Origin of the sequence: Agromyces sp. LHK192, from assembly GCF_004006235.1 — a bacterium.
GTDB lineage: Bacteria > Actinomycetota > Actinomycetes > Actinomycetales > Microbacteriaceae > Agromyces.
In genome coordinates this window covers 284,071-310,110 of record NZ_CP034753.1, presented here as the reverse complement: position 1 = coordinate 310,110, position 26,040 = coordinate 284,071, and the positions used below count along the sequence as shown (strand labels likewise).

Here is a 26,040-nt window from a genome sequence, read left to right as displayed (position 1 = left end):
TGCAGGGCAAAGAACGCGTGAGAGCGCTCTCACGAAGTTCCGCCTCCGACACTGGCACAACCTCGGAACCGCGTCAACGATCACTCGACGAGCGGCTGCCGCCGCGCGCGCCTCAGTCGACGGCGAACCGCGCGTCCAGCCATCCGATCAGGTCGCTGCGCACCTGCTCGCGGTTGACCTCGTTGAACACCTCGTGCCGCGCGCCCTCGTAGACGATGCACTCGACGTCGACGAGCCCGGACCGGCGCACGTACGCCTCGGCGAGCCGCCTCGCGCTCTCCTCGCCCCCGAGGGTGTCCTCGTCACCGACCATGATGAGCAGCGGCAGTTCGGCCGGCAGCCCACGGGCCGGGCGGCCGAGGAGCCGGGCGGCGTCGACCAGCCCGAACAGCTTCTGCAGCCGCACCTCGGTCGTGTACGGGTCGGCCATGAACTCGGCCGGCACGTCGGGGTCGCGGCTGAGCCACTCCACCGGCGTCGGGCCCAGGTGGGCATGCCGCTTGTTCAGGTCGCCGCCGTTCATCCACCGGAGCGTGCGGTACGCCGTGCCGGTGAGCACGACGCCGTCGTACCGCTCGGCCGAGCGGTTCACGATGATCTGCGCCATGAGCGACCCCCACGAATGCCCGAGCAGCACCAGCGGCACCTCGGCGCCCTCGACCTCGCGGACCACGTCGGTGAACTGCTCGACCCCGGCGATCGCGGCTCGGAGCCCGCCGGGGCCGAGGCGTCCGATCCGGGTCAGGTCGCCGCCGTGCTGCTCGAACCCGGTCTGCCCGTGGCCGCGATGGTCGTCGGCCCACACCGAGTACCCCGCCTCGTTGAGCGCCGTGACCAGCGGGCCGTATCGGCCGATGTGTTCGCCGACGCCGTGCGCGAGCTGGATCACCGCGTTCGGCTCGGGCACCCGCCACGACTCGTAGTGGATGCGGACGCCGTGGCCGTCGGTGAAGGTGGGCATGCGGCCATCATGGCAGGTGACCACCGCCGCGGATCGCCCCACTCGAAGCGGGGCCCGCGCGTCGCGCGGGCCCCACCCCTCCCCCCGGATGCCGACGTCGTCGAACGACGCCGGCCGACCGGCTCACTCGCAGGTGAACCGAGCGTCGCCCCAGATGCCGTGGGCGCCGTTGATGCTTCCCGGCGCCTCGACGATGAGGTCGACGTACTGCGACCCCGTCAGGTCCACGTCCACGACATCCGGTGCGAACCCGGGCGTGAACGTCCGCGACTGGAAACGGTTCACGCCGTCGACGTCGACCTTGAAGATGACGTTGCCGACGAACCCCTTCTCGAGGCCGACCTCCGCTGTGAACGCCTGGCACTCACCGCCCGTGTAGTACGTCACCTTCGAGGCCGCGTGCACGCCGAGACCCTTCTCGTAGGTGGGCGACTCGCCCGTCTCGGGGTCCACGTGGTCGATGGCGAGCGGCACGTCGGGCGAGTCCGCCGCGTCCTTGTTCGCGACGTCCTTGCCGATCACGCCCCAGCCGGTGGTCGCGGCGACCCACGGCAGGTCCGACGCCCACGCCGACGCCGACGGACCCGGCTGCGTCGGCTGCGTGACGACCTTCCAGTCGAAGATCCGCAACCGGCTCTCGGTGGGCAGGGTGACCGACGCGACCTCCTTGCCCGGCGTCAGCCGGACGAGGTTCGAGTACACCTGGTACGGGTACGTCGGGTACTCGTACACGTCGGGATTGGTGGCGCTGTTCCGGCCGAGCGACCGGATCGCGACGGACGCCCCGCCGAGTCCGGACGCCTGCGGCAACCAGTTCGGGAAGAACACCGTCTGCTTCGATACCGTGCCGTCGGTGTACGCGATGGTCAGCTCGGGGTTCACCCCGCCGCCGGAGGCGGCGGAGGCGAGGATCGCGAGGTGCGTCCCGCTGCCCTCGACCGAGATCGTCTGGCCTGCCGGTGAGACCGAGTTCGGCTCGCCGGCCGGCTCGGGCCAGCGGTACTCGATCGCGGCCTCACCGCTGCCGACCGTCACCGCGCCGCCCGGGACGACCCCGGCCCGCTCGAGGGCCTCGGCCGAGAACGTCGCCCCGCCGCCGTCGAAGTCGCCCGCCGACGCCGTCGAGAGGTCGGTGATCGACACCGCGTTGTAGGCGCCGGCGATCGAGCCGTAGGCGACGTACAGCTGGTTCGCCCCGCTCACCGTCACGACCTGGCGCGACGCCGACGTGTACTCGGCGCCGACCCGCACGGTCTGCGCACCGGCGGCCGCCTGATCGGTGAGCTCGTAGACGAACTCGCCGGTGACGCTGCCTCCCGCGTCGACGCGGTCGTGGCGGTCTCCCGTCGCCGAGACGAGCGTCCAACCGTCGGGCGCCGTCGGCGTCAGCGCGACATCCGTCTTCGCCTTCCTGCCCGTGTTCGCGAAGGTGGCCGAGACGGTGGTCCGGTCACCCTGGAAGACGCGACCGTCGAGTGCGACCGAGACGGATGCCGCAGCCGCGTCCGCGTCCTGCCCGCCGACGCCGCTGGTGTCGGTGAGCGTGATGCGGGTCCGCTCGGCCGACGGCACGTCGGCGGTCTGCACGATCACCACCCCGCCCGCGCGGTCGGCGTCGTAGGTCCACCCGACCCGGCGGTCGAGCACCGACTCGTCGGAGACCTCGACGAGCTTCGTCGATCCGATCTTCACGTCCTTCGGCTTCGAACCGGTGTGGACGACGAGGCGGTAGTCGCGGGCGTCGGCCTTGCCGTCGTAGTCGCCGTCTCGGGCGCCGAGCTCGACCTTGACCGTGCCCTTCTTGCCCGCCTTGGGTGCGTCGACCTCGAACGCCTGCCGGCTCGAGGCTCCGTCCTGATGGGCCCGCGTGACCTCGTCGTCCTCGTACAGCGTGAACTCCGAGTCGCCCTGCGGGTAGACCTCGAGCGTGACCGTCGAGTCCTCGGGCACGAGCGAGGCGTTGCGGGCGACCGGTCCCTGCGGGATCACGGCGCCGGCCCGAACGAAGATCGGCAGCGTCTCGAGGGGCGCCGGGTACCCGTTGAGCACCGTGCCGCCCTCGTGGAGGGCGCCGGTCCAGTAGTCGACCCACTGCGTGCCGGCCGGCAGGTAGATGCCGTTTCGCACGTCGGTGTCGCTGAACACCGGGGCGACCAGGTAGTCCTCGCCGAGGAGGAACTCGTTGCCCGCCTCGACGCTGTAGGCGCCGGGGTCGTCGGGGTATTCGAGCGCCAGCGATCGCATCATCGGCAGGCCCGTGCGGTGCGACTGCTCGGCCAGCGTGTAGAGGTAGGGCATCAGCCGCTGACGCAGCTGGAGGTACGACCGGTTGATCTCGGTCGCCTCCTCGCCGTAGAGCCACGGCCGCTTGTCGACGGGTGCCCAGCCGCTCATCGAGTACAGCGCCGGAGCGAATGCCTTCCACTGGAGGTCGCGCACGTAGCTCTCGGCCGATCCGCCGAAGATGCCGTCGACGTCGCCCGTGGTGAACGCGAGGCCCGAGTTGCCGGCGCCGGCCAGGGCCGAGACCTGCCAGCGGACGGCGTCGAGGTTGCCCGAGTGATCTCCCGTCCACTGCATGCCGCAGCGCTGGGAGCCGGCCCACCCCTCGACCATCAGCGAGGTTCCGCGGGCGTCGGAGTACTGCTCGATGCCGCCGTGCGCGGCCTCGCAGCCGGTGAGGGCCTGCCGGTAGCCGGAGCCGACCCACGCGACGTCGAGCTTGCGCAGGCGCACGCCGGCCTCGCCGACCTCGTACTCCTGGTTCGTCAGCGAGCGCTGGGTCCAGAGGCCGACCTCGAGACCCGTCTCCGCGCCGATCGCGTCGACCGTCTCGGGCAGCTCCACGTACTCGCATCCGTAGCCGTCGTTGACGAGCATCCAGCCGGCGGGCATGTCGTGCTCGACGAACTGCTTCGCGATGTTGAGGGCCTGCGGGGTGCGCTGCTTCGTGTTCTCGGGGTCGCCGTAGCCCGACGAGCTGTAGTCCGGGTTCGACCGGTTGTAGCAGTCGGCGTCGCCGTACTCGAGCGCGTAGATCGGCGGCATGAGCGGGCGGCCGGTGAGCTGCGTGTACGACTCGAGCGCCTGGCCGTAGTCGCCGACGAATTAGTACGCGTCGAACCGGCGCTCCTCGTGCGTCGTGGTGCCGGCGGCGAAGTCGTAGCTGCCGCGTGCGAAGGTGTTCCGCAGCACCCCGTAGCCCTGCGACGACATGTAGTACGGAACGGCGTTCGGGTAGCCGTCGTCATCCCAGTCGAAGTTGCGGGCGATGTTGATGGTGGCGCCGGTGTGCACCGACCGGCCGTTCTGCATGCCGCCGCCGAGGAACTGCTCGCCCGCGCCGACCCGGAGGTGCTGGGTCGCGGAGCCGGCGCCGAAGGTGAGCGGCGACGACTCCTCGAGGATCGGCGTGCCGTTCTTCAGGTGCGCCGAGATCCGGCCGGTCGCCCGGTCGACGTCGACGGTCACCTGCTTGCTGGTGATGCGGATGGTGGTGCCCTGCGTGACCTTCACGCCACCGCCGTCGAAGGTGTCGGCGCCGACGACGATGTTCGCCGTGCGGGCCGGGTCGCCCTGCGGCGTGTTCGCCGGGTCGGTGAACGATCCGGTGGGGTCGGCCTCGAGCCGGAACGTGCCGGATTCGAGGAAGGTCACCCGGAATGCGCCGCGTTCGGCGGTGAGGGTGACCGCCGCGCCGTGGCGTTCGACGCCGGTGACGGCGCCGAGGGTCTCACCGGCCGGGTCGACCGGCACCTCGGGGGTGACGGGCTTCGGGGTGATCGGCGTGGTGGCGGCCGCGGGCGATGCCGTGGCCGATGGTGCCGCCGTCGCGGGCGCGGCGACGAGGCCGACCCCGGTGACGGCGAGGAGCACGGATGCCGCGACCGCCGCCGTGCGGAGGTTCGCGGACCGTCTGGACGGGTACTGCTGCACGAGCGCGTCCTCTCTCGAAGTTTGATCGACAGTGATTGAAACTCTGGAAAGCAATCACATAGGATCATTGAGCGAGCACAGCCGTCAAGTATTCAGCGGGAATCGGTGATCGGAACCGCGAGAGGGCCGCGGAGTGGATGATCGCTGCGCGCAGGCGCGCCCGTGTACCCTTCGGCAGAGTCACCCCTGCTGCGGGGCACCGTTCACGAGACGCGCGTGATCTCCACCGACACGAACAGCTCGGATGCCCCGGGCCCCGCGTACACGCCCCGAAGCGGGGAGACGTCCGTGTAGTCGCGGCCGCGGCCGACCGTCACGTGCAGCTCGCCGACCTCGGTGAGGTTGGTCGGGTCGTAGGCGCGCCACTCCCCCGCGAACCACTCGACCCAGGCATGCGACTCGCCGGTCACCGTCTGCCCGATCGCCGCCCCGGCATCGGGGTGCAGGTAGCCCGACACGTAGCGGGCGGGAATCCCGGCCGAGCGCAGCGCGCCGAGCGCGACGTGCGCGATGTCCTGGCAGACGCCCTTGCGGTCGCCCCAGGCATCCGACGCGGTCGAACCGACGCCCGTGACGCCGGGCACGTACTGCATCGCGGCCCCCACCTCGCGGCAGATCTCGAGCGCGGTCTCGCCGACCGGCGCGCCCTCGTCGGCGACGCGTCGGGCGAGTTCGGCGAGATCGTCCGGCGGGGTCGTCGACGCGGTCTGCGTCAGGGCCTCGACGAGCGCGACCGACGAGCCGACGGCGCCGGCGAGCTCGTCCCAGCCCAGGTCGGAGCGCGGCACGGGCGCCGGCCGCACCTCGACGAGGCTCGTCGCCGTGACCGACAGTTCGGTGTGCGGCGTCAGCACCTCGAACGTCGAGACCCGAGTGCCCCAGTAGTCCAGGTACGTGTGCTGCGTGGCCGCGGGCCGGATGTCGAGGCCCGCCTGGAGCACGAACTGCTCGCCGGCCGAGTGCGGCAGCATGCGCGCCTCGTTGTACGACGCCGTCGCCGGCGCGTCGTAGCTGAAGCCCGTGCGGTGCACGATGCGGATGCGGCTCATGTGACCTCCCCGATCCAGACCGGCATCGCGATCGCCGGGAAGTAGCGCTGCCGGATCGCCTCGCTCGCGGCCGACATGCCCTCCTGCACGCGTTCCATGTTGCCGTCGAGGTCGACGAGCAGTTCCGGCACGGGAAGGTACTCGAGCTCGGAGCGGATGCGGCCGAGCTGCCGTTGCGCCTGGTCGGTGATGCCGACGCGGCCGGCGGTCGGATCGATCTCGCGCAGCGACTGCTCGGCGCGGATGATGCTCGAGATGATCGACCTCGGGAACAACCGGTCGACGAGCAGGAACTCCGCCGCGGACTCGGTCGAGGGCACGCCTCGGTAGCTGCGAAGGTACGCCTCGTAGCCGCCGCAGCTGCGCAGCAACGTGGTCCAGCTCGGGCCGCTCGCCTCGGTGAGCGAGCGGGTCGCGAGCAGTCGCGCGGTCATGTCGGCCCGCTCGATCGCACGGCCGAGCGAGAAGAAGTGCCAGGCCTCGTCGCGGCTCGACGCGGAGTCGACGACGCCCGTGGCGAGCGCCGACCGGTCGCGCACCCACCGGAAGAACTCGTGGGTCTTGTCGCTCGCCACCCGCCGGGGCATCCGCGCGTTCGTCTCGTTGAGCGCCTCCCACAGCTCGGTCGACACGATCTCGCGAGCGCGACGCGCGTTCTCGCGGGCCGAGGCGACGGAGTGCGCGATGGATGCCGCGTGCGTGCGGTCGACCGCGAGGAGCGCGATCACGTCGCCTCGGCGCATCGGCACGTCGTCGTTGGGGATGCTGCCCATGACCGACAGCAGCGACCGGCAGGCCGAGTCCTCGTCGATCCACGGGTCCTCGAGCAGGAGTTGCAGGTGCACGTCGAGGATGCGCGCGGTGCCGTCGGCCCGCTCGATGTACCGGCCGATCCAGAACAGCGACTCGGCGATGCGGCTCAGCATGGCGTGCCTCCCGTCCGCCCCGGTGGTCGAGGAGGTCGCGACGAAGGAGCGGCCGTATCGAGACCCGTCTGCTGTTGCTGCTGCTGCTGCTGGCGGACGGGAGCGTCCCAGTCCTGCGGCGATGCCTCGACGGCGTGGCGGACGGATGCCTCGGCCGGGGCATCCGTCGCCCCCGAGGCCGGCGCACCGGGCCGCGACGGCGACGGCGCCGTCGCCTGAGCGGCGACGACCGACCCGGGCGCCGGGCGCTGCTCCGCGATGGGACCGGTCGCGAAGCCGTCGCCCAGCACCCAGGTGTCCTTGGACCCGCCGCCCTGCGACGAGTTCACGACGAGCTGCCCCTCGGGCAGCGCGACCCGCGTGAGGCCGCCCGGCAGCACCCACACGTCGTTCCCGTCGTTCACGGCGAACGGCCGGAGGTCGGCGTGCCGGGGGCGCATGCCCTCCTCGACGAGTGTCGGGATCGTCGACAGCTGCACGACGGGCTGGGCGATCCAGCCGCGCGGATCGGCCTTCAGGCGCGATCGCAGCTCGTCGAGTTCGGCACGGGATGCCGCGGGCCCGACGACGAGCCCCTTGCCGCCCGAGCCGTCGACGGGCTTGACGACGAGCTCGTCGAGCCGGTCGAGCACCTCGGCGAGCGCGCCCGGCTCCTCGAGCCGCCAGGTGTGCACGTTCGGGAGGATCGGCTCCTCGCCCAGGTAGTAGCGGATCAGGTCGGGCACGTACGTGTAGACGAGCTTGTCGTCGGCGACGCCATTGCCGACGGCGTTCGCGATCGTGACGTGGCCGAGCCGCGCCGCGAGCATCAGGCCCGGCGCGCCGAGCACCGAGTCGGGCCGGAACTGCTGGGGGTCGAGGAACTCGTCGTCGACCCGCCGGTAGATCACGTCGACGCGGGTGGGGCCGGCGGTCGTGCGCATCCACACGCGCCCGCCGGAGCAGAAGAGGTCGCGGCCCTCGACGAGTTCGACGCCCATGAGGCGGGCGAGCAGCGTGTGCTCGTAGTACGCCGAGTTGTAGACGCCGGGCGTGAGCACCACGATCGTCGGGTCGTCGATACCCTCGGGTGCGCTCGCGCGCAGCGCCGCAAGCAGGCGGTTCGGGTAGTCGCCGACGGGCCGCACCCGCATGCTCGTGAACAGCTCCGGCAGGGTCTGCGCCATGACACGGCGGTTCGAGATGACGTAGCTGACGCCGCTCGGCACGCGCACGTTGTCTTCGAGCACGCGCCATTCGCCCTGCTCGTCGCGGATCAGGTCGATGCCCGAGACCTGGATGCGTACGCCGTTCGCGCTGACGATGCCGGCGGCCTGCCGGTGGAAGTGCGTCGACGAACTGACGAGCGCGGCCGGGATCACCCCGTCGCGCACCGCGTGCTGCGGCCCGTAGACGTCGGCGAGGAACCGCTCGAGCGCCCGCACCCGTTGCGCGACGCCCGATTCGACCCTCGCCCAGTCGGATGCCGCGATGACCCGCGGCACCGCGTCGAGCGGGAACGGCCGCTCCTCGCCCGCGAAGTCGAACGTGACGCCCTGCGCGAGGTACGAGCTCGCGAGCGCCTCGGTGCGCCCGCGGATCTCCTCCTGCGACATGCCCGCGAGCACCGGGAAGAGCTCGCGGTACGTGTCGCGGACCTCGCTGAGTCCGTCGGGGAACATCTCGTCCCATGGGGGCGGCGCAGCCCCGCGGCGCGAACCCGCGGTCGTCGCGTAGTCGTCGAAGAGCGTGCCCATGCCCCGAAGAGTCGCACCCGGGGGTTTCGCGGCTGTTTCCGGCTCGGGTCGAGTTCGTGGCCGGCGAACGCGGCTCGGGGCATCCGCGCCGGGCATCCGCGCCGGGCATCCGAATCGTTAGCCAGACTAATTTGGTATGCTAACGAAATGCCCGAAACGCTCGCCTCCGCCCCGATCGCCGCCGACACGGCGGCGGTCGGCTCGACGCCCCGGCGCCCGGCGACCCGCCGCACGTCGACCGCGGAGCAGAGCACCGAGCTGCGGCTCGCGGTCATGCGCCTCGCGCGTCGGCTGCGGCAGGAACGTGCAGAGGCCGAGCTCAGCGCCGCGCAGTTCTCCGCACTGATGTGGACGGCGGCAGAGGGACCGCTCACGCTCGGGCGCCTGGCCGAACTCGAGCGGGTCACTCCCCCGTCGATGAACCGCACCGTGAACTGCCTCGTCGACGGCGGCTGGATCGCTCGCGAAGCGTCGCCCGACGACGGCCGCAAGGTGCTGCTCCGGGTCACCGAACCCGGCGACGCGATCGTCCGCGAGACCCGCCGCCGCCGCGAGGCGTGGCTCGCGAAGCGGTTCGCCGCACTCACGGCCGACGAGCGGGAGACCCTCGTCGCGGCCACGGCGATCCTCGCGAGGCTCACCGGGTGAAGGCCGTCTTCCGCTCCCTCCGCCACGTCGACTACCGGATCTGGTTCATCGGCGCCCTCGTGTCGAACATCGGCACGTGGATGCAGTCGACCGCGCAGAACTGGGTGGTGCTGACCGAGCTCACCGACAACGACGCCCTCGCGGTCGGCGTGACCATGGCCCTGCAGTTCGGCCCGCAGCTCCTGCTGGTGCCGGTCACCGGGCTCATCGCCGACCGGTTCGACCGGCGGAAGATCCTGCTCGCCACCCAGACCGCGATGATGCTGCTCGGCATCGCGCTCGGCCTGCTGCTCCTCCTCGGCCACGCCGAGCTCTGGCACCTCTACGTCTTCGCGGGCCTGCTCGGCATCGTGAACGCGGTCGACACGCCCGCACGGCAGACGTTCGTCTCCGACCTCGTCGCCGGCTCCGACATGTCGAACGCCGTCGCCCTGAACTCGGCGTCGTTCAACGCCGCCCGCCTCATCGGCCCGGCGTTCGCCGGGTTCGCGATCGTCGCGGTCGGTTCGGGCTGGGTGTTCCTCGTCAACGCGGTCACGTTCCTCGCGGTGATCGCCGCGCTGCTCCTCCTGCTCCGGCGGCCCATGCGCCGCACCCCGCGGGCGAAGCCGCAACGCGGCGCCTTCGTCGCCGGATTCCGCTACGTCGGCACCCGCCCCGACCTCATCGTCGTGTTCGTCATGGTGTTCCTCATCGGGGCGTTCTGCATGAACTTCCCGATCTTCTCGTCGACGATGGCGGTCGAGTTCGGCCGCGGCGCCGGCGAGTACGGCGTGCTGAACTCGATCCTCGCGATCGGATCGCTCACGGGCGCGCTGCTGGCCGCCCGGCGCGAACGCGCCCGGATCCGGGTGCTGATCATCGCCGCCGGAGGCCTCGCCGCGAGCCTGCTCATCTCGACGGTCATGCCCGTGTACTGGGCGTTCGCGGCCTCCACGATCCTGATCGGCCTCGCCACGGTGACGCTGCTCACGACGGCGAACGGGTACGTGCAGACCACGACCGACCCGCTGCTGCGCGGCCGGGTCATGGCGATCTACATGGCGATCATGATGGGCGGCACGCCCGTCGGCGCGCCGATCGTCGGCGCGATCGCGAACGACTGGGGACCGCGCTGGGCACTCGGCATGGCCGCCGTCGCGGCAGGCGTCGCCGCGCTCATCGGCGTCGGCTGGCTCGTGGTCGCACGCGGCATGCGCGTGGTGCGGCATCCGAACCGGCGCTGGACGCCGGCCATCCGGTTCGCGGACGCCCCGACCGCGGCGATCGCGGTGCCGCAGACGGTGCCGGTGCCGGTCGCCGAGGCATCCGAACCCGTCGTCGACACGCTCGTCGCGCAGGCGGTGGATGCGGCGCACGAGGCATCGGAGGCCGAGCACGCGGCCGCCGGTTCACGATCGGCGCGGGTCGGCTAGACCGGCCCGTGCGCCGAGCGGATGCCTCAGCCGACCGCGGCCGTCGACGCACGCACGACGAGCTCGGGCTGGAACACGACGCGCTCGCGCGAAGCGCCGGCGCCGGCATCGGGCCCGGCCGCACCGGCCGCTGCGCCCTCCGCCTCGCGGAGCAGCAGCTCCACCGCGGTGTGGCCGATCAGCGCGGCGGGCTGCCGGATCGAGGTGAGCGGCACCACCGCGGCCGAGGCGAAGTCGATGTCGTCGTACCCGACGAGGGCGATGTCGTCGGGCACGCGCACGTCGCCCTGCATCACGAGTGCCTGCAGCACGCCCATGGCCAGCAGGTCGTTGGCGGCGAACACCGCGTCGGGCCGGTCTTCGGGCGGGAGGTCGCGGATGCGCTCGCCCGCGGCGCGCCCTTCGAGCACCGTGAGCGCGCCGGTCGGGACGACCTCGATCGTGGCGCCGTCGACGCGCTCGACCGCGCGGCGCGCGCCCGCGAGACGGTCGGCGACCTGGCGGATGCCGCTCGGGCCGCCGACGAACGCGATGCGGCGGCGCCCCGTCTCGAGCAGGTGACCGGCCGCCAGCTCGCCCCCGACCACGTCGTCGACCGACACCGACGAGAAGCCGAGGTCGGGCGCCTCGCGATCGACCAGCACGACGGGCGTGCCGCGCGACCGCAGCCGCTCGAGCCGTCGCAGGTCGTCGCCCAACGGCGACACCAGCACCCCGTGCACGCGCTGCTCCTCGAACAGGTCGAGGTAGGCGGCCTCCCGCTCGGGGTCGTCGTCGCCGTTGCCGAGCAGGATCGTGAGTCCCTCGGTCGCAGCGCGCTCCTCGGCGCCGCGCGCCACGTCGGTGAAGAACGGGTTGCGCACGTCGAGCACCACGAGGCCGATCGACCGGCTGCGGCCGGCCCGCAACTGGCGGGCGGCGTCGTTGCGGACGAACCCGAGCTCGTCGATCGCAGCCTGCACGCGCGCGACGGTCGCCGGCGCGACCTTGTCGGGGCGGTTCAGCACGTTCGAGACGGTTCCGACCGACACGTTCGCGAGGGCCGCGACGTCGCGCACGCTCACCGACATGCCGCCCCCTTCCGTGGTCTTGCTCGATCGTACTGAGTCGGCCGGGTTCCTCAGGCGATCTCGGCGGCGTCGTCGAGATCGCCGCCGCCGACGGCCGGCGTGCTCCATTCCACGCGGGCGGGCCCGGGAACCTCGCGCGCGCCCCGGACGAGGACCGACCCGGCGGGGATCTCCACTCGCACGTCGGTCGCGGTCGCCGAGACGACGAGGTCTCCGCCTGCGGTCGGCACCACCGCCCCCGCCCAATCGAGCCCGCCGAGCGCGGGTGCGACCTCGAATCGCGACCAGCCGTCGGCGACGGGGCGGATGCCGAGGATCGCGGCCGGCAGCAGCGCGGCCGGCCCGGAGGCCCAACCGTGGCAGCGGCTGCGGCCGAAGGGTCGCCCGTACATCTCGAGGACGTCGCCGTCGGCCTTCGCCTCCTCCCAGAACGTGCCGGGCCCGGCGTCGACCATCGGACCCCAGATGTCGCGGACGCCGGCGACCGCGGCCTCCGGGAGGCCGGCCTCCGTCAGCGCGAGCAACCGGAACGCGGTCATGAACGGCGTGCCGCCGGGGTCATCGCGCAGCGCGTCCACCACGCCGGCGGGCACCGGCGCCTCCTCGTGGATGCCGCACAGCACCGCGAGGAAGTTCGCATACCGCGCGGGCCGCTCCGATCGCCGGGCGTCGAGGTAGTCGGCCCAGCGATCGTGGTCGGCCAGCCACGCGCGTCGTCGGAGCGACGCGGCGAGCGTATCGGCGACGGCGGCCCACCGCTCGGCGCCCGCGTGCCCGACCTCGCGCAGGACCCGCTCCGCGCTGCGGAGCGCCCACAGCCACAGCATCTGCAGCGCGACGGAATCGCGTCCGTGCTCGAGGCGGAGGCCCCAGTCGAGGAAGACCGACCCCGGGCCGGCATCGGGGAAGCCGCCGCGTTGCGAGGTCGGCCTGAAGACGCCGTCGAGGCCCGCGTGGGTCGCGAGGTCGGCGACGAACCGATCGAGGCGGTCGGCCTCGCCGGCGGCGAACGCGGCGTCGCCGAACCATCGCAGCCGCAGCCCGGCGTTGACGACCCACCACAGCGAGTAGTCCGCGATGCCGTTGACGTACCCGTGCTCGGGTCGGCCGAGCGCGACCAACCCGTCGGCGACGGTGCCGCCGTCGCCGAGCGCGTAGGCATTCGCGAGCGTGCTCAGCGCCTGGTCGCCGGCCCACGGCATCCGGTCGCGCTTGATGCCGTCGATCATGAGCCCCTGCGAGCAGAGGCGCAGCGTGTACTGCGCCGTCGCCCAGATGCGCGTGAGGCGGTCGTCGGAACAGGCGAACGCACCCGGGCTCGGAACCGTCGCGATCGAGGCCTCGATACGCACCGCCGCCGGGAGCGGGTCGACGCCGCGGATCGACAGGTACCGGAAGCCCAGCGGATGCCTCGTGGTCCACGTGCCGTCCGCGCGACGGACGACCTCGTGGCGCGTCTCGTGGTGGTCGGGCCCGGCGAGCGCCTCCTCGACGCTCTCGCCGGTCGAGACGACCGGGGGCGACCCGCTCTCGATCACGGGTCGTCCGAGCACGGGTGCGCCGAGGTCGTACAGGCCGTCGGCGCCCGGGCGCACCCGGAGCTCGACCGTGCCGACCGCGTGCTCGTGGGGCGGCGAGCCGCCGCCGGAGCGCAGCCGGATCTCCTCGAGCGGCGCTCCGTCGCAGCCGGCCAGCCAGCGCGTGAGCGGGGCATCCGACGGGACGGAGACGGCCGGCACCCCGCCGTCGGCGCCCGCGACCACGTGGATCCGGATCGCGGCGCCGGGGGCCGGGAGGCGCAGCCGGTACGACGTCGGGTCCGCCGTCGGTTCGGTCGACGGTTCGAGCGTGACGGGATCGCCGCCGACGGTCAGGCCCTCGAGCCTGCCGGAGATGCGCAGCTCGACCGACCCCGAAGCCGACGCCGCAGCGGTGAAGACCGTGGAGCCGGCGACCCGCCCGTGATTGCGCGGATAGTGCACGTGCCGGTTCGCGGCGAACCCCTCGTCGACCAGCCGGTTCAGGAGCGCGAGCTCGTATTGCCCCGGCCCGTAGGCCCAGGCGCGGCCCGTCGGCGGCGCCTGGACGTCGGCATCCTCGAACGGCTGCGGCGAGCGCGCACGCACCCACCGCCGCAGTTCCGCGGCCGACCGCGGGGGTTCCTGCATCGCGGTCAGCCCTTCACCGCACCGGAGGTCATGCCGGCCACGATCTGACGCTGGAAGAAGACGTACATGATCAGCGGCGGGATGGTGATGATCAGCACGTTCGCGAAGAGCAGGTTGTCGGCACGGACGGACTGCGCGATGTAGTTGAACGTCGTCAGCTGCACCGTCGCGTTCTCGTCGCCCGGCAGGAAGTACAGCGCATAGGTGAAGTCGTTGAAGACCGCGACGGCCTGCACGACGATCACCGTCACGATGACCGAGCGAAGCAGCGGGAAGATCACGCGGAAGAACAGCTTGATCGGCCCGGCGCCGTCGATGGTCGCCGCCTCGTCGAGTTCGCGCGGGATCGTCGCCACGAACGCTCGGAACAGCAGGATGCAGAACGAGAGTCCGAACGCCACGTGCACGGCGATGAGTCCCGGCAGCGTCTTGAACAGCTCGATGCCCTGGAGCACCCAGATCGTCGGCACGACGGCGGGCGGGATGATCAGACCCGCGAGCACGAACGCGTTGACCAACGGGTTCCACCTGGACCTGCGCCGCTGCAGCACGTAGCCGACCATCGCCCCGAGGATCACCATGATCGCCACGGCGACGACGGTCAGCACGACGCTGTTGACGAAGGCGCGCACGAGGAGGAAGTCGCGGTTCGTCAGCACCGTCACGATGTTGTCGAAGAGCACCCACTCGGTCGGCCAGCTGAACTCGAGGGCGGCGGCCTCCGCCTGGGTCTTCCCGGCGGTGAACACGATGAACGCGAAGGGAACCAGGAACACGACGATCGCGATCAGGATCGCCACGGTGCCGGCGCCCCATCTCCAGGCGACGTTCTTCATCGGTCGTCCTCCTTCCGGTTGAGCCACCACGAGAGCGGGAAGATGATCGCCGCCACGACGACGAACAGCACGACGTTGCCGGCCGTCGACAGGCCGAAGAAGCCAGCCTGGTACTGCTTGTAGACCACCGACGCGAGCACGTCGCTCGAGAAGCCGGGGCCGCCCCCCGTCATGGTCCAGATGAGGTCGAACCGACGCAGGCCGCCGATGAGCGAGAGGAGCACGACGGTGACGGTCGCCGGGCGCAGCAGCGGGAGGGTCACGTGGCGGAACGTGTTCCAGGCGCTCGCCCCGTCGACCTTGGACGCCTCGAAGTACTCCTGCGGGATCGCGACCATGCCGGCGATGTAGATGAGCGTGGCGAGGCCGACACCGGACCACACGTCGACCATCGCTACGGAGAACAGCGCGAGGGACGGATCCGTGAGCCAGCCCGGGCCCTCGATGCCGACGGCGGCGAGGACGCCGTTCACGGGTCCGTCGAACGGGTCGAGCAGCACCTCGAAGAGGATGCCGACCCCGATCACGGAAACCAGGACGGGGAAGAACACGACCGAGCGGAGGAATCCGCGGCCGATGATCTGGGAGCTGAGGAAGACGCCGAGCACCAACCCCAGCACGACCTTCGTGCCTGAGGTGAGGAACGCGTAGATGAACGTGTTGACGAAGCCCTGGACCAACTGGGGCTCCTGGAAGAACCGGACGAAATTGTCGATGCCGATGAACTCGACGTCGAAGAGCGTCCAGCGTGTGAGCGAGAAGTAGAACGACGCCACGGTCGGGATCAGGAACAGCACGACGTAGAAGGCGCCGGCGGGGATGAAGAACCACGTCGGGTACGGGCTCTTCATGGGGCGGCGCTTGCGCTTCGCCTCGGTGGGCCGACCGGGCGACCCGGGTGGCGAACTGGTGCGGCCTGGTGCCGTGGCGGTGGTCATGCGGTTCTCCCCGTTGAGCGGCGGGGCGGGGTCGTGCGGACCCCCACCCCGCCGGATTGCCGATGGTGCGGAGGGCGGATTACCAGCCCTCGAGCCCGAGTTGCTGGGCCTGCTTCACCACATCCTCGTCGTACTGGGCTGCGCCTTCAGCGGCGGTCGTGATGCCCGAGCCGACGGCGACGGTGATCTGCTCGAGGGCCGGTCCCTTGATGGGCGAGAGGAATTCGAGCGCGAGGTTCGTCTTGCCCTCGTCGAAGTACGGCTGCATGTCCGAGATCATGGCGGGCACGTCGTCGGGGAGGTCGCAGCCCTCGATCACGAACGGTCCCTGCGGCGCGTTGCTCTCCGCCTGGATCTCGCAGCTCTCGGGTGTGGCGAGGAACGCCGCGAACTGCTTCGCGGCCTCGAGCTTGTCGCCCTCGACCGAGTTCGGGATGTAGACGCCGTTCGGCATCCAGACGGTGAGTCCGTTGGTCGCGGCATCCGGTCCCGGGAGCGGGAAGGTGCCGACCACGTCGGCCGCCTCGGGGTTCGTCGTCATGAGCTGCTGGGCGGCGAACGTCAGGATCGGGTACTGCGCGCCCTCGCCGGTCGCGACCATCGTCACGCCGTCGGCGTAGGTGGCCGAGGCGAAGTCCTCGTTCATGAGCGACTTGTCGAAGACCTCCTGGAGGTGCTCGAAGCCGGCGAACGCGGGCTCCTCCGAGTAACTGACCTCGTTGTTCGTGTACTGCTCGGCCCAGTCGGGGCTCGCGGCCGTGACGTTGTTGAAGTCGCCGAGGACGAACAGCTGCGACGTCCACGTGTCGTCGTAGGTCTGCACGATCGGAGCGGCCGCGCCTGCCGCCTTGATCGCCTCGCTGTTGGCGATGAAGTCGTCCCAGGTGGTCGGGATCTCGAGGCCGAGCTCGGCGTAGACATCCTTGTTGTAGATGACGGCGCCGGCCATCGACTGCCCCATCGGGACACCGTACAGACCGGAGTCGGTGGAGACGGCTCGCACGAAGTTGTCGTTCAACGACGCGACCCACTCCTCGTCGGAGAGGTCGACGAGCGTCTCGTCGGGGTTGAGCGCCTGCATGAGCGACCCCGAGTTGTACGAGAAGAGGTCGTTCATCTCGCCGGTCGCGAGGCGGGTCTTGATCAGGTTGTCGCCGTCGGCGCCCTGAGGACGGGTCTCGACCTCGACGGTGATGTCGGGGTTCTCGGACATGAAGGCGTCGGCGAGCGCCTGGGCGGTGGCGACCGTCGCCTCGCCGTTGTCGACGAGGTAGCTGAGGGAGACCGAGCCGTCCTCGGACTCCGATCCGCCGGCGGTGCAGCCGGCGAGGGCCAGGGAGAGCGCGAGGCCTCCTGCGCCGACGGCGAGGATCGACCGTCGCTGGGTACGGGTGACCATGGTTCTTTACCTCCTTGTAAAGCCTGCGTGTGATCGCGCCGAATGACGCTCGGTGCTTGGCGATCCTCACGCTACGAGCGGTCCAGTCGTTTTGTCAACCGATCTACACAAATTGTGTGAAACGATCTACGATGCAACCGTAGATCGATCTATCGAACAGCGACCTGCGAGTATCGTGACACCGAGCACGGGCTGGCGATCGCCCGGGTGCACCCGACGAAGGGAGTCGACGTGGAGCGGATGCGTGCTGCCACCATCGAGGACGTCGCCCGCATGGCCGGCGTCTCACGGGCGGCCGTCTCGAAGGTCATCCGCGACGCGTACGGCGTCAGCCCCGCGATGCGGGAGCGGGTGAACGCCGCGATCGATGCCCTCGACTACCGCCCGCGCGTGGCCGCACGCGCGATGCGCGGCGCGAGCTTCACCCTGGGCATCGAGCTGCCGCACATCGGCAACCCGTTCTTCACGAAGGTCGTCGCCGGCGCAACCGCCGCGCTGCAGGACTCGCAGTACCAGCTCATCATCGCGCCCGCCGAGATCGGGCGGGGCGAGGAGGGTGTGCGCGCACTCGGCGCCCTCGCCGACCGCCAGGTCGACGGGATCGTGGCGATCTCGCCGCTCGTCGAGCCCGCCTGGCTCGAGCGCCTCGCGACCCGGGTGCCGGTCGTCATGCTGGGCCGGCACGACCGCTCCGAGCACTACGACACGGTCACGGGCGACGACGCCGAGGGCACGCGCCTCGTCATGGACCACCTCCTCGGCCTCGGCCATCGGCGCATCGTCCACCTCACCCGCAGCGAGGAGGTCACCGCGCCCGGGTCGGGGACCCCGCACGCCATCCGCCTCGAGGGGTACGAGCGCGCGATGCACGAGGCCGGGATCGCCGACCGCATCCGCGTGGTGCGCACCGGCGCGACCGAGGAGACCGCGCGGCTCGACACCCTCGCACTGCTGGACGACGACATCCCCACCGCGATCTTCGCCGGCAACGACGAACTCGCGCTCGGAGCCCAGCGCGCCGTCGCCGAGCACGCACTCGCGGCCGGTGCCGTGTCGGTCGCCGGATACGACGACGTCGAGATCGCGAGCCATCCGGCCATCTCGCTGACCAGCGTCGACCAGGCCGGCGTCGCGATGGGCGAGCGGGCGATCCACCTCCTGCTCGAGCGCATCGTCGGCCGCACCGAGGCCGTGCACCACATCGTCGAGCCGGTGCTCCGTCCGCGCGCGTCCACCCGGGCCGTGACCGGATCCGCACCGGATGCCGCTCCGGGCCGATCCGGCTGACCACCCGGGGCCCATGCCCCGCCGAACCGCACAACCGCCAGACCCTCCCGGGTCTCGACAGGAAGGACGACGATGTCCGTCACCCTCCCGGAACCCACGACCGCCGACCGCGACGCCCGAGTCATCGACCTGCGCTCGCAGTACCCCGAGGGGTTGATCGGGGTCCCGCGCGCCGGGGTCCGACTCACTTGGCGGGCCGACGCCGGTTCACCGCAGGTGGGCTATCAGCTCCGGTGGTCCGGCGACGCCGTCGGTACGGGAGACCCGGTCGCCTCCGCGGAGTCGATCGGCATCGTCGCCCCCGCCCCGGATCTCACGGCGGGCGCGACGCGCCGATACGCGGTGCGCATCGCCACCGCCGACGGATGGTCCGACTGGAGCGAGGAGCTCGAGCTCGAGGCATCCGTCGATCCGGCCTCGTTGACGGCGCGGCCGATCGGCGGGTCCGAGTCGGTCGAGGGACCGGTCATGCTGCTGCGCAGCGCCCTCCACCTGCCTGCCGCGCCCGTCCGCGCCAGACTACGGGCGACGTTCTGGGGCGTCGGCGAGGTGAGGATCAACGGACGCAAGGCCGTCGACGAGCACCTCGCACCGGGCTGGACCGCCTACCGCGACCGCGTGCTGCTCGGCACGTGGGACGTGACCGCGCTCCTGCACGAGGGCGAGAACGCGATCGGCGCGCTGCTCGGCGACGGCTGGTACCGGGGGCGCCTCGGCTGGACGGACGGCGTCGAGCACTACGGCTCCGAACTCGCCGCGCTGGTGCAGCTCGACGTCGAATGCGCCGACGGGTCGGTCGTGCGGGCCGGCAGCTCCGCCGATTGGACGACGTCGGTCGGCGGCATCCGCATGGCGAGCCTCTACGACGGCGTGGAGATCGATCTCCGCGCCGAGCCCGAGGGGTGGGACGAACCCGGATTCGACGACGCCGGCTGGCACCCGGCCCGCACGATCGACGTCGACACGGCGGTCGTCGAGCCGCGGATCGCCGGCGGCGTCCGCACCATCGCCGAATGGGCGGTCGAGCCGACCCCGCGTGGCGATCGCGTCGTCCTCGACGTCGGCCAGAACATCGCCGGCTGGCTCAGGCTCGTGGTGCGCGGCCGCGCCGGCGAGGTCGTGACCGTGCGCCATGCGGAGGTGCTCGAGCCCGACGGCTCGCTCCACACGTTCGCGCTGCGCACCGCGAAGGCGACCGACACCTACGTGCTCGCGCACGACGGCGAGACGGTGCTCGAGCCGACCTTCACCTTCCACGGGTTCCAGCACGCCGACGTCACGGGCGCCGACGTCGTCTCGGCGACGGCGGTCGCGATCTCCAGCGCCGACCGGCCGCGATCGTCGTTCGCCGCCGCCGAGCCGCTCCTCGAGCGGCTGCACTCGAACGTCGCCTGGTCGCAGCTCGACAACTTCGTCTCCATTCCCAGCGACTGCCCGCAGCGCGACGAACGACTCGGCTGGACCGGCGACGCGCAGGCGTTCGCGCCGACCGCATCGACCCTCTTCGACGTCGAGGCCTTCTGGATGTCATGGCTGCGCGACCTCGAACTCGACCAGGACGCCGACGGCGGTGTCGCCAACGTCGTGCCCGACATCCTCAGCCGCGAGGACGGGCCCGCAGACGGGGGCTTCCCGCCGACCGGTCGCGCCGGATGGGCGGATGCCGCGACCATCGTGCCGTGGGCGGTCCACGAGTCGTACGGCAGCGACGAGGTGCTCGAGCGGCAACTCGACAGCATGCGCCGGTGGGTGGCCAGCCTCGAACGTCGCGCCGGCGACGGCCTGCTGCCCACCGAGTTCCAGTTCGGCGACTGGCTCGACCCGGACGCCCCTGGCGACGAGCCGTGGTCGGCGAAGGTCTCGCGGGACTTCGTCGCGAACGCCTTCTTCGCCCACAGCGCGCGCCTGCTCGCCGACGCCGAGGAGCTCGTCGGCGACGCCGACCGCGCCGCGCACGCCCGCCGCACGGCCGACCGGGTCGCCCGCGCGACCTGGGAGCGGTGGGGCGATGAGGCCGTCACGACGCAGACCGGCGCGGCGATCGCGCTCGAGTTCACGATCGCCCCCGGCTCGGAGCGCGACCGGATCGCTGCGGGCCTCGCCGCGAACGTGCGCGCCGAACGAGGACGCATCGCCACCGGGTTCCTCGGGACGCCGCTGGTGCTCTTCGCGCTCACCCGGGCCGGGTACGTCGACGAGGCGTACCTGATGCTCCTGCGCACCGAGGCGCCGTCATGGCTCTACCAGGTGGAGATGGGCGCGACCACGGTGTGGGAGCGCTGGGACGCGATCGCCCCCGACGGCAGCATCCACGGCGGCGAGATGGCGACCGGTGACAGCTCGGGCATGCTCTCGTTCAACCACTACGCCTACGGCGCGGTCATCGACTGGGTGTACCGGTACGTCGGCGGGATCGGCACCACGCGCGAGCGGCCCGGCTACCGCCGCATCGTCGTCGCTCCGCGGCCGTCGACCGCGGTCCCCTGGGCTCGCGCGTCGGTGCAGACCCGGCTCGGCGAGGCATCCGTCGACTGGCGCGTCGACGACGGCGGGCGGCTCGCCCTCGACCTGGTCGTCCCGTTCGGCGCGGACGCGGTGCTCGACCTCGCGCTCGAGGAGGGTGCCGTGGTCGAGGTCGACGGGCAGGGACACGACGGCGGTCCGATCGGTCCCGGCACGCATCGCGTGACCGCGACCGCCGTCCGCGTCGCGGACCCCGAGGCGCTGCGAGTCGGGGCCTGACGCCGCGGCCGCCGCGCTCGAGCCGGCCGGCCGGTCGCCGCCGCGCGTGAGCCGCCTGCCCGGGCGGGCGGGTGGGAGCTACCGCCCCCGCCCGGCCCGCGTCGGCGCGTCGGTCGAACGCCGGACGACGAGTTCGGGCAGGAAGACGGTCTGCCGAGGGATGAGCTCCGGGTCGGCGGTCTCCTCGAGCAGGATCCGCAGCGCGGTGCGGCCGATCATGCGACTGGGCTGGCGCATCGACGAGATCGGCACCGCGGCCGCCGCGGCGAACGGGATGTCGTCGAAGCCGATGATCGCGATCTCGTCGGGCACGAGCATGCGGCCGTCGACGACGAGCGCCTGGAGCAGGCCGAGGGCGAGCAGGTCGTTCGCGGCGAAGAGCGCGTCGGGTCGGTCGCGCGCCTGACGCGCGAGGATGCGGGCGCCGGCGGCGACGCCGGCCCCGACGGTCGTGGCCTCCGTCGCGACGATCTCGACGTCGACCGCGACCGACGCGTTCTCGGCGGCGACGCGCGCGCCCGCGAGTCGATCGCGCACCTGCTGCATCTCGAACGGCCCGCCGACGAACGCGATCCGCCGGCGGCCGGTCGCGATGAGGTGCTCGACGGCCATGCGGCCGCCGGCGACGCTGTCGACCGAGACCGAGCTGAACCTGCCGTCGCCGCTGAACCGGTCGACGAGCACCGCGGGGATGCCCCGGGCTCGCAGCCGATCGAGCCTGGTGTGGATGTCGCCGTACGGCGAGATGAGCACGCCGCGCACCTGCTGCTCCTCGAACAGGTCGAGGTACATGCGCTCGCGCGAGACGTCTTCGTCGGTGTTGCCGTAGAGGATCGCGAGGCTGTGGCGGGATGCCTCGTCCTCGGCGCCGCGCACGACGTCGGTGAAGAAGGGGTTCTGCCCGTCGAGCACGACGAACCCGACGCTCGAAGAGACGCCGGCGCGGAGCTTGCGGGCGGCCTCGTTGCGCACGTAGCCGAGCTCCTCGATCGCGCGCTGCACGCGTTCGACGGAGTCGGCCGAGACGTCCGCGGGGCGGTTGAGCACGTTGGACACCGTGCCGACCGAGACGCCCGCACGCTCGGCGACGTCGCGGATGCGCACCCCTGCCATGCGAGCTCCCTTGCCGGTTCCGGATCCGATGCGACTTGACGCACGTTGAAACGATCCATACAGTGTCACTGCATCGTACATGAATCGATTCAGATCGGTTCACCGCAATCCACACCCTCGATGAGGAGGCCACCGTGCAGCCGGACTCGCCGCAGACGCAGGCGCCGCCCATGCTCGAACTCTCCAAGGTCGTCAAGTCCTTCGGCCCGGTGGTCGCCCTCCGGTCCGGCAGCCTGCGGCTCGAGTCCGGGTCGATCCACGCCCTCGTCGGCGAGAACGGCGCCGGCAAGTCCACGCTCGTCAAGATCGTCGCCGGACTCTACCGCCGCGACGCGGGCGACCTGCGGCTGCGCGGCGAGGACGTCGACTTCACCTCGACGGCGCAGTCGAAGGCCGCGGGCATCGCGGTCATCTACCAGGAGCCGACCCTGTTCCCCGACCTCACGGTCACCGAGAACATCTTCATGGGCCGTCAGCCGACCGGGCGCTTCGGCCGCATCGACCGCAAGGCGATGCGCCACGAGGCCGAGGCCCTCTTCCAGCGCCTCGGGGTGAAGATCGACCCCGAGCGCCCCGCCGAGGGCCTCTCGATCGCCGACCAGCAGGTCATCGAGATCGCCAAGGCCGTCTCGCTCGACGCGCGCGTGCTCATCATGGACGAGCCGACCGCCGCTCTGTCGGGCGTCGAGGTCGACCGGCTGTTCGCCGTCGCGCGGAGCCTGCGCGACGAGGGACGCGCGCTCCTGTTCATCTCGCACCGCTTCGACGAGATCTTCGCGCTCTGCGACACCGTCACCGTCATGCGCGACGGCGCGTACGTCGCCACCACGCCCATCGCCGAGACCACAGTCGACGACCTCGTCCGCCAGATGGTCGGCCGCGACGTCACCGAACTCTTCCCCAAGACCGAGGCCGAGATCGGCGACCCGCTCCTCGAGGTCGAGGGCCTCACCCGCACCGGCGTCTTCCACGACATCTCGTTCACGGTGCGCGCCGGCGAGATCGTCGGCCTCGCCGGTCTCGTCGGCGCCGGCCGGAGCGAGGTCGCCCGCGCGGTGTTCGGCGTCGACCCCTACGAGTCGGGCAGCGTGCGCGTCGGCGGTCGACCGCTCGCCAAGCGCCGGCCCGACGCCGCGATCCGCGCGGGCCTCGCGCTCGTGCCGGAGGACCGACGCAAGCAGGGCCTCGTGCTCGAGTCATCCGTCGCCCGGAACATCGGCCTCGTCATCCGCGACCAGCTCGCGAGCGCCGGGCTCATCACCTCGGGCCGGGAGAACCGCGCCGCGAAGGTGTGGGCCAGCCGGCTCGAGGTCAAGGCCAACGCGCTCTCGACCGTCGCCGGCACGCTGTCCGGCGGCAACCAGCAGAAGGTCGTGCTCGGCAAGTGGCTCGCCACCGACCCGACCGTGCTCATCATCGACGAGCCGACCCGCGGCATCGACGTCGGCACCAAGGCCGAGGTGCACCGACTGCTCTCGGAGCTCGCGGGCAAGGGCATGGGCATCCTCATGATCTCGTCGGAGCTGCCCGAGGTGCTCGGCATGGCCGACCGCGTGCTCGTCATGCGCGAGGGCCGCATCACCGCCGAGATCGACCGAGCCGACGCCACCAGCGAGAACGTCATGTTCGCCGCGACCCACGCCGAGGGAGCCCACGCGTGACCGCCCCGACCAACGCCCCGAACGACGCCCGGGCCGACGCCCCGACGATCGAGAAGACCGCGGTCACCAAGCGGCTCCAGGCCGTCGGCGCCGCCCGCGAGTTCGGCATCCTGCTCGCGCTCGTCATCGTGGTCGTCGCCGCGACCGTCGCGAACCCGAACTTCCTGTTCAGCTCCGACGGCTGGCGCGACCTGCTGCTGACCCCGTCGATCCTGGTGCTCGTCGCGATCGGCCAGGCGATCGTCATCATCACCCGCAACGTCGACCTGTCCGTCGGCTCGATCCTCGGGCTCTCGGCGTACCTGACCGGCCGGCTGTTCGTCGACCTCCAGGGCATCCCGATCGTGCTCGTGTTCCTGATCGCCGTCGTGTTCGGCGGTCTGCTCGGACTCGTCAACGGCGCGCTCGTCGCCTACGCGAAGGTGCCCGCCATGGTCATCACGCTGGGCACGCTCTACGCCTATCGCGGCATCAACGTGCTGTGGACCGGCAGCGACCGCATCAACGCGTCCGACCTGCCGAAGGACTTCCTCGCGCTCGGCACCGGGCAGATCCTGTGGATCCCGATCCTCACGATCATCGCCCTCGTGGTGCTCGTCGTCGCCGGCTGGGTCATGAAGAACACCCGCGGCGGTCGCGAGTTCTACGCGATCGGGTCCGACCCCGCCGCGGCCGAACTCTACGGCCTGCGCGTCACGCGGCGCCTGCTCATCGCGTTCACGCTCTCGGGCGCGCTCGCGGGCCTGGCCGGTGTGCTCTACGCCGCCCGCTACGGCACGATCAACTCGCAGGCCGGCGCGGGATGGGAGCTCGACGCGGTCGGCGCCGCCGTCATCGGCGGCGTCGCGATCACGGGCGGCGTCGGCTCGGTCTGGGGCGCCGCGATCGGCGCCGTGCTGCTGCTCACCATCAACCGGGCGCTGCCGATCCTCGGCATCCCCGACTTCTGGCAGCGGGCCGTCGTCGGCGCGCTCATCATCGGCGCGATCGTGCTCGACCGCGTGCTCGCCGTGCGCCAGAGACGCAGGCTCATCGAGGCGAGGGAGGACGACTGATGACCACCGCCACCACCTCCGCCAGCGCGGCCGTGCGCACCTACCGCGACTACGACCGGCCGCTGTGGCAGCGCATCGTGCTCACGCGCGAGTCGGCCATCGTCGGGCTGCTCGTGATCGTGGCCGTCGTCGCGACGCTCACCGTGCGCGGGTTCAGCCAGCCGATCACGCTGACGTACCTGCTGCTCGACGTCATGCCGATCCTGCTCATCGCGCTGCCGATGACGCTCATCATGATCACGGGCGAGATCGACCTCTCGGTCGCCAGCATCGTCGGGCTCTCGAGCGTCACGACGGGCGTGCTGACCCAGGCGGGCGTGCCGTTCGAGGCGGCCGCGGTCATCGCACTCGTCGTCGGCGCGGCGTGCGGCGCGATCAACGGGTTCCTCGTCACCGTCGTCGGGCTGCCGTCGCTCGCGGTCACGATCGGTACGCTCGCGCTGTTCCGCGGCCTCGCCGTCGGCCTCCTCGGCACGACCGCGATCACCGACTTCCCCGAGTTCTGGACCGACCTCGCGAAGGCCCGCGTCGGCGGCTCGAACATCCCCGTCGTGCTGTTCCTCTTCCTCGCGCTGCTGGTGGTGTTCGTCGTGCTGCTGCACTTCACGCCCTTCGGGCGCGGCATCTACGCGATCGGGCTCTCGAAGGCGGCCGCGCACTTCTCGGGAGTGCACGTCGAGCGCACGAAGCTGATCCTCTTCGTGCTGAGCGGGGTGATCTCGGCGCTCGCCGGCATCTTCTACACCCTGCGCTTCGGCAGCGCCCGCGGCGACAACGCGACGGGGCTCGAGCTCCAGGTCATCGCGGCCGTCGTGCTGGGCGGGGTGTCCGTCTTCGGCGGTCGCGGTGCGATCCCGGGTGTCATCGCCGGCGTGCTGCTCATCGGCGTGCTGGCCAGCGCCCTGCGCCTCGCCAACGTCACGAGCGACGTCATCAACATCATCACCGGCGCACTGCTCGTGCTGTCGGTGGTGGCCAACAGCTTCCTGGCGTGGCTGCGCATGCGGCGCCGAGCACCAGGGGGAACACCGCGCGTCGAGGCCTCCACAGCAGGGTGACCGGGCCGCGCGACCCGTCGATGCGATCACCCATCGACTGAA

Annotated in this window: 19 protein-coding genes; 7 read left to right on the top strand and 12 right to left on the bottom strand. The window is 71.5% G+C overall.

Annotated features, from left to right (window positions below; genetic code table 11):
* Window positions 1-112: 112 nt before the first annotated feature.
* The 6 genes from ELQ40_RS01435 to ELQ40_RS01415 form a co-directional block, all read right to left on the bottom strand.
* Window positions 113-961: an alpha/beta hydrolase gene (locus ELQ40_RS01435; protein ID WP_127792075.1), complete on the bottom strand. Its 849-nt coding sequence runs from the start codon at window positions 959-961 to the stop codon at window positions 113-115.
* Window positions 962-1,084: 123 nt separating this feature from the next.
* Window positions 1,085-4,009, bottom strand: coding sequence for an NPCBM/NEW2 domain-containing protein (locus ELQ40_RS01430; RefSeq protein WP_240665888.1), 2,925 nt, complete (start codon window positions 4,007-4,009; stop codon window positions 1,085-1,087).
* 60 nt (window positions 4,010-4,069) lie between these two features.
* Window positions 4,070-4,897 (bottom strand): alpha-glucosidase domain-containing protein, encoded by an 828-nt coding sequence (locus ELQ40_RS19015; RefSeq protein ID WP_240665887.1) that lies wholly within the window; start codon window positions 4,895-4,897, stop codon window positions 4,070-4,072.
* A gap of 203 nt (window positions 4,898-5,100) precedes the next feature.
* On the bottom strand, window positions 5,101-5,946 hold the full coding sequence (locus ELQ40_RS01425) for a transglutaminase family protein (RefSeq protein ID WP_127792074.1): 846 nt from the start codon (window positions 5,944-5,946) through the stop codon (window positions 5,101-5,103).
* Window positions 5,943-6,872: an alpha-E domain-containing protein gene (locus tag ELQ40_RS01420; protein ID WP_127792073.1), complete on the bottom strand. Its 930-nt coding sequence runs from the start codon at window positions 6,870-6,872 to the stop codon at window positions 5,943-5,945. Before ELQ40_RS01420 ends, ELQ40_RS01425 begins: the two co-directional genes overlap by 4 nt.
* Window positions 6,866-8,608 carry a circularly permuted type 2 ATP-grasp protein gene (locus ELQ40_RS01415; RefSeq protein ID WP_127792072.1) on the bottom strand — a complete coding sequence of 581 codons (1,743 nt, stop codon included), beginning with the start codon at window positions 8,606-8,608 and terminating at the stop codon, window positions 6,866-6,868. The genes ELQ40_RS01420 and ELQ40_RS01415 overlap by 7 nt, the downstream gene beginning before the upstream one ends.
* Window positions 8,609-8,755: 147 nt before the next feature.
* On the opposite strand from ELQ40_RS01415, the gene ELQ40_RS01410 reads away from it, so the two are divergent.
* Both ELQ40_RS01410 and ELQ40_RS01405 read left to right on the top strand, forming a co-directional pair.
* A complete protein-coding gene (locus tag ELQ40_RS01410; RefSeq protein ID WP_127792071.1) occupies window positions 8,756-9,256 on the top strand; it encodes a MarR family winged helix-turn-helix transcriptional regulator in 501 nt (166 codons plus the stop codon).
* Window positions 9,253-10,671: an MFS transporter gene (locus ELQ40_RS01405; protein WP_127792070.1), complete on the top strand. Its 1,419-nt coding sequence runs from the start codon at window positions 9,253-9,255 to the stop codon at window positions 10,669-10,671. Before ELQ40_RS01410 ends, ELQ40_RS01405 begins: the two co-directional genes overlap by 4 nt.
* A gap of 26 nt (window positions 10,672-10,697) precedes the next feature.
* Here ELQ40_RS01405 and ELQ40_RS01400 read toward each other — a convergent pair whose 3' ends face one another.
* The 5 genes from ELQ40_RS01400 to ELQ40_RS01380 form a co-directional block, all read right to left on the bottom strand.
* A complete protein-coding gene (locus ELQ40_RS01400) occupies window positions 10,698-11,741 on the bottom strand; it encodes a LacI family DNA-binding transcriptional regulator (protein WP_127792069.1) in 1,044 nt (347 codons plus the stop codon).
* 50 nt (window positions 11,742-11,791) lie between these two features.
* Window positions 11,792-13,909, bottom strand: a complete 2,118-nt coding sequence (locus ELQ40_RS01395; RefSeq protein WP_127792068.1) for a family 78 glycoside hydrolase catalytic domain — start codon at window positions 13,907-13,909, stop codon at window positions 11,792-11,794.
* Window positions 13,910-13,914: 5 nt separating this feature from the next.
* The gene (locus tag ELQ40_RS01390; protein WP_127792067.1) at window positions 13,915-14,745 is read right to left on the bottom strand and encodes a carbohydrate ABC transporter permease; all 831 of its coding nucleotides are present in this window, start codon (window positions 14,743-14,745) and stop codon (window positions 13,915-13,917) included.
* A complete protein-coding gene (locus ELQ40_RS01385) occupies window positions 14,742-15,683 on the bottom strand; it encodes a carbohydrate ABC transporter permease (RefSeq protein ID WP_127792066.1) in 942 nt (313 codons plus the stop codon). The genes ELQ40_RS01390 and ELQ40_RS01385 overlap by 4 nt, the downstream gene beginning before the upstream one ends.
* Before the next feature lie 79 nt (window positions 15,684-15,762).
* A complete protein-coding gene (locus tag ELQ40_RS01380) occupies window positions 15,763-17,082 on the bottom strand; it encodes an ABC transporter substrate-binding protein (RefSeq protein ID WP_127792065.1) in 1,320 nt (439 codons plus the stop codon).
* A 240-nt stretch (window positions 17,083-17,322) separates the two neighbouring features.
* Here ELQ40_RS01380 and ELQ40_RS01375 point away from each other — a divergent pair, with 240 nt between their 5' ends.
* Window positions 17,323-18,369, top strand: coding sequence for a LacI family DNA-binding transcriptional regulator (locus tag ELQ40_RS01375; protein WP_127792064.1), 1,047 nt, complete (start codon window positions 17,323-17,325; stop codon window positions 18,367-18,369).
* A gap of 72 nt (window positions 18,370-18,441) precedes the next feature.
* The gene (locus ELQ40_RS01370) at window positions 18,442-21,111 is read left to right on the top strand and encodes a family 78 glycoside hydrolase catalytic domain (protein WP_127792063.1); all 2,670 of its coding nucleotides are present in this window, start codon (window positions 18,442-18,444) and stop codon (window positions 21,109-21,111) included.
* 78 nt (window positions 21,112-21,189) lie between these two features.
* Here the strand turns inward: ELQ40_RS01370 and ELQ40_RS01365 are convergent, their stop codons facing one another.
* On the bottom strand, window positions 21,190-22,224 hold the full coding sequence (locus tag ELQ40_RS01365; protein WP_127792062.1) for a LacI family DNA-binding transcriptional regulator: 1,035 nt from the start codon (window positions 22,222-22,224) through the stop codon (window positions 21,190-21,192).
* 170 nt (window positions 22,225-22,394) lie between these two features.
* On the opposite strand from ELQ40_RS01365, the gene ELQ40_RS01360 reads away from it, so the two are divergent.
* From ELQ40_RS01360 to ELQ40_RS01350, 3 genes are read left to right on the top strand one after another with little or no spacing between them, the layout of a single operon-like run.
* The gene (locus ELQ40_RS01360) at window positions 22,395-23,885 is read left to right on the top strand and encodes a sugar ABC transporter ATP-binding protein (protein ID WP_127795066.1); all 1,491 of its coding nucleotides are present in this window, start codon (window positions 22,395-22,397) and stop codon (window positions 23,883-23,885) included.
* Window positions 23,886-23,932: 47 nt separating this feature from the next.
* Window positions 23,933-24,940 carry an ABC transporter permease gene (locus ELQ40_RS01355; protein ID WP_205649466.1) on the top strand — a complete coding sequence of 336 codons (1,008 nt, stop codon included), beginning with the start codon at window positions 23,933-23,935 and terminating at the stop codon, window positions 24,938-24,940.
* Window positions 24,940-25,998: an ABC transporter permease gene (locus ELQ40_RS01350; RefSeq protein ID WP_127792060.1), complete on the top strand. Its 1,059-nt coding sequence runs from the start codon at window positions 24,940-24,942 to the stop codon at window positions 25,996-25,998. The genes ELQ40_RS01355 and ELQ40_RS01350 overlap by 1 nt, the downstream gene beginning before the upstream one ends.
* Window positions 25,999-26,040: the final 42 nt, after the last annotated feature.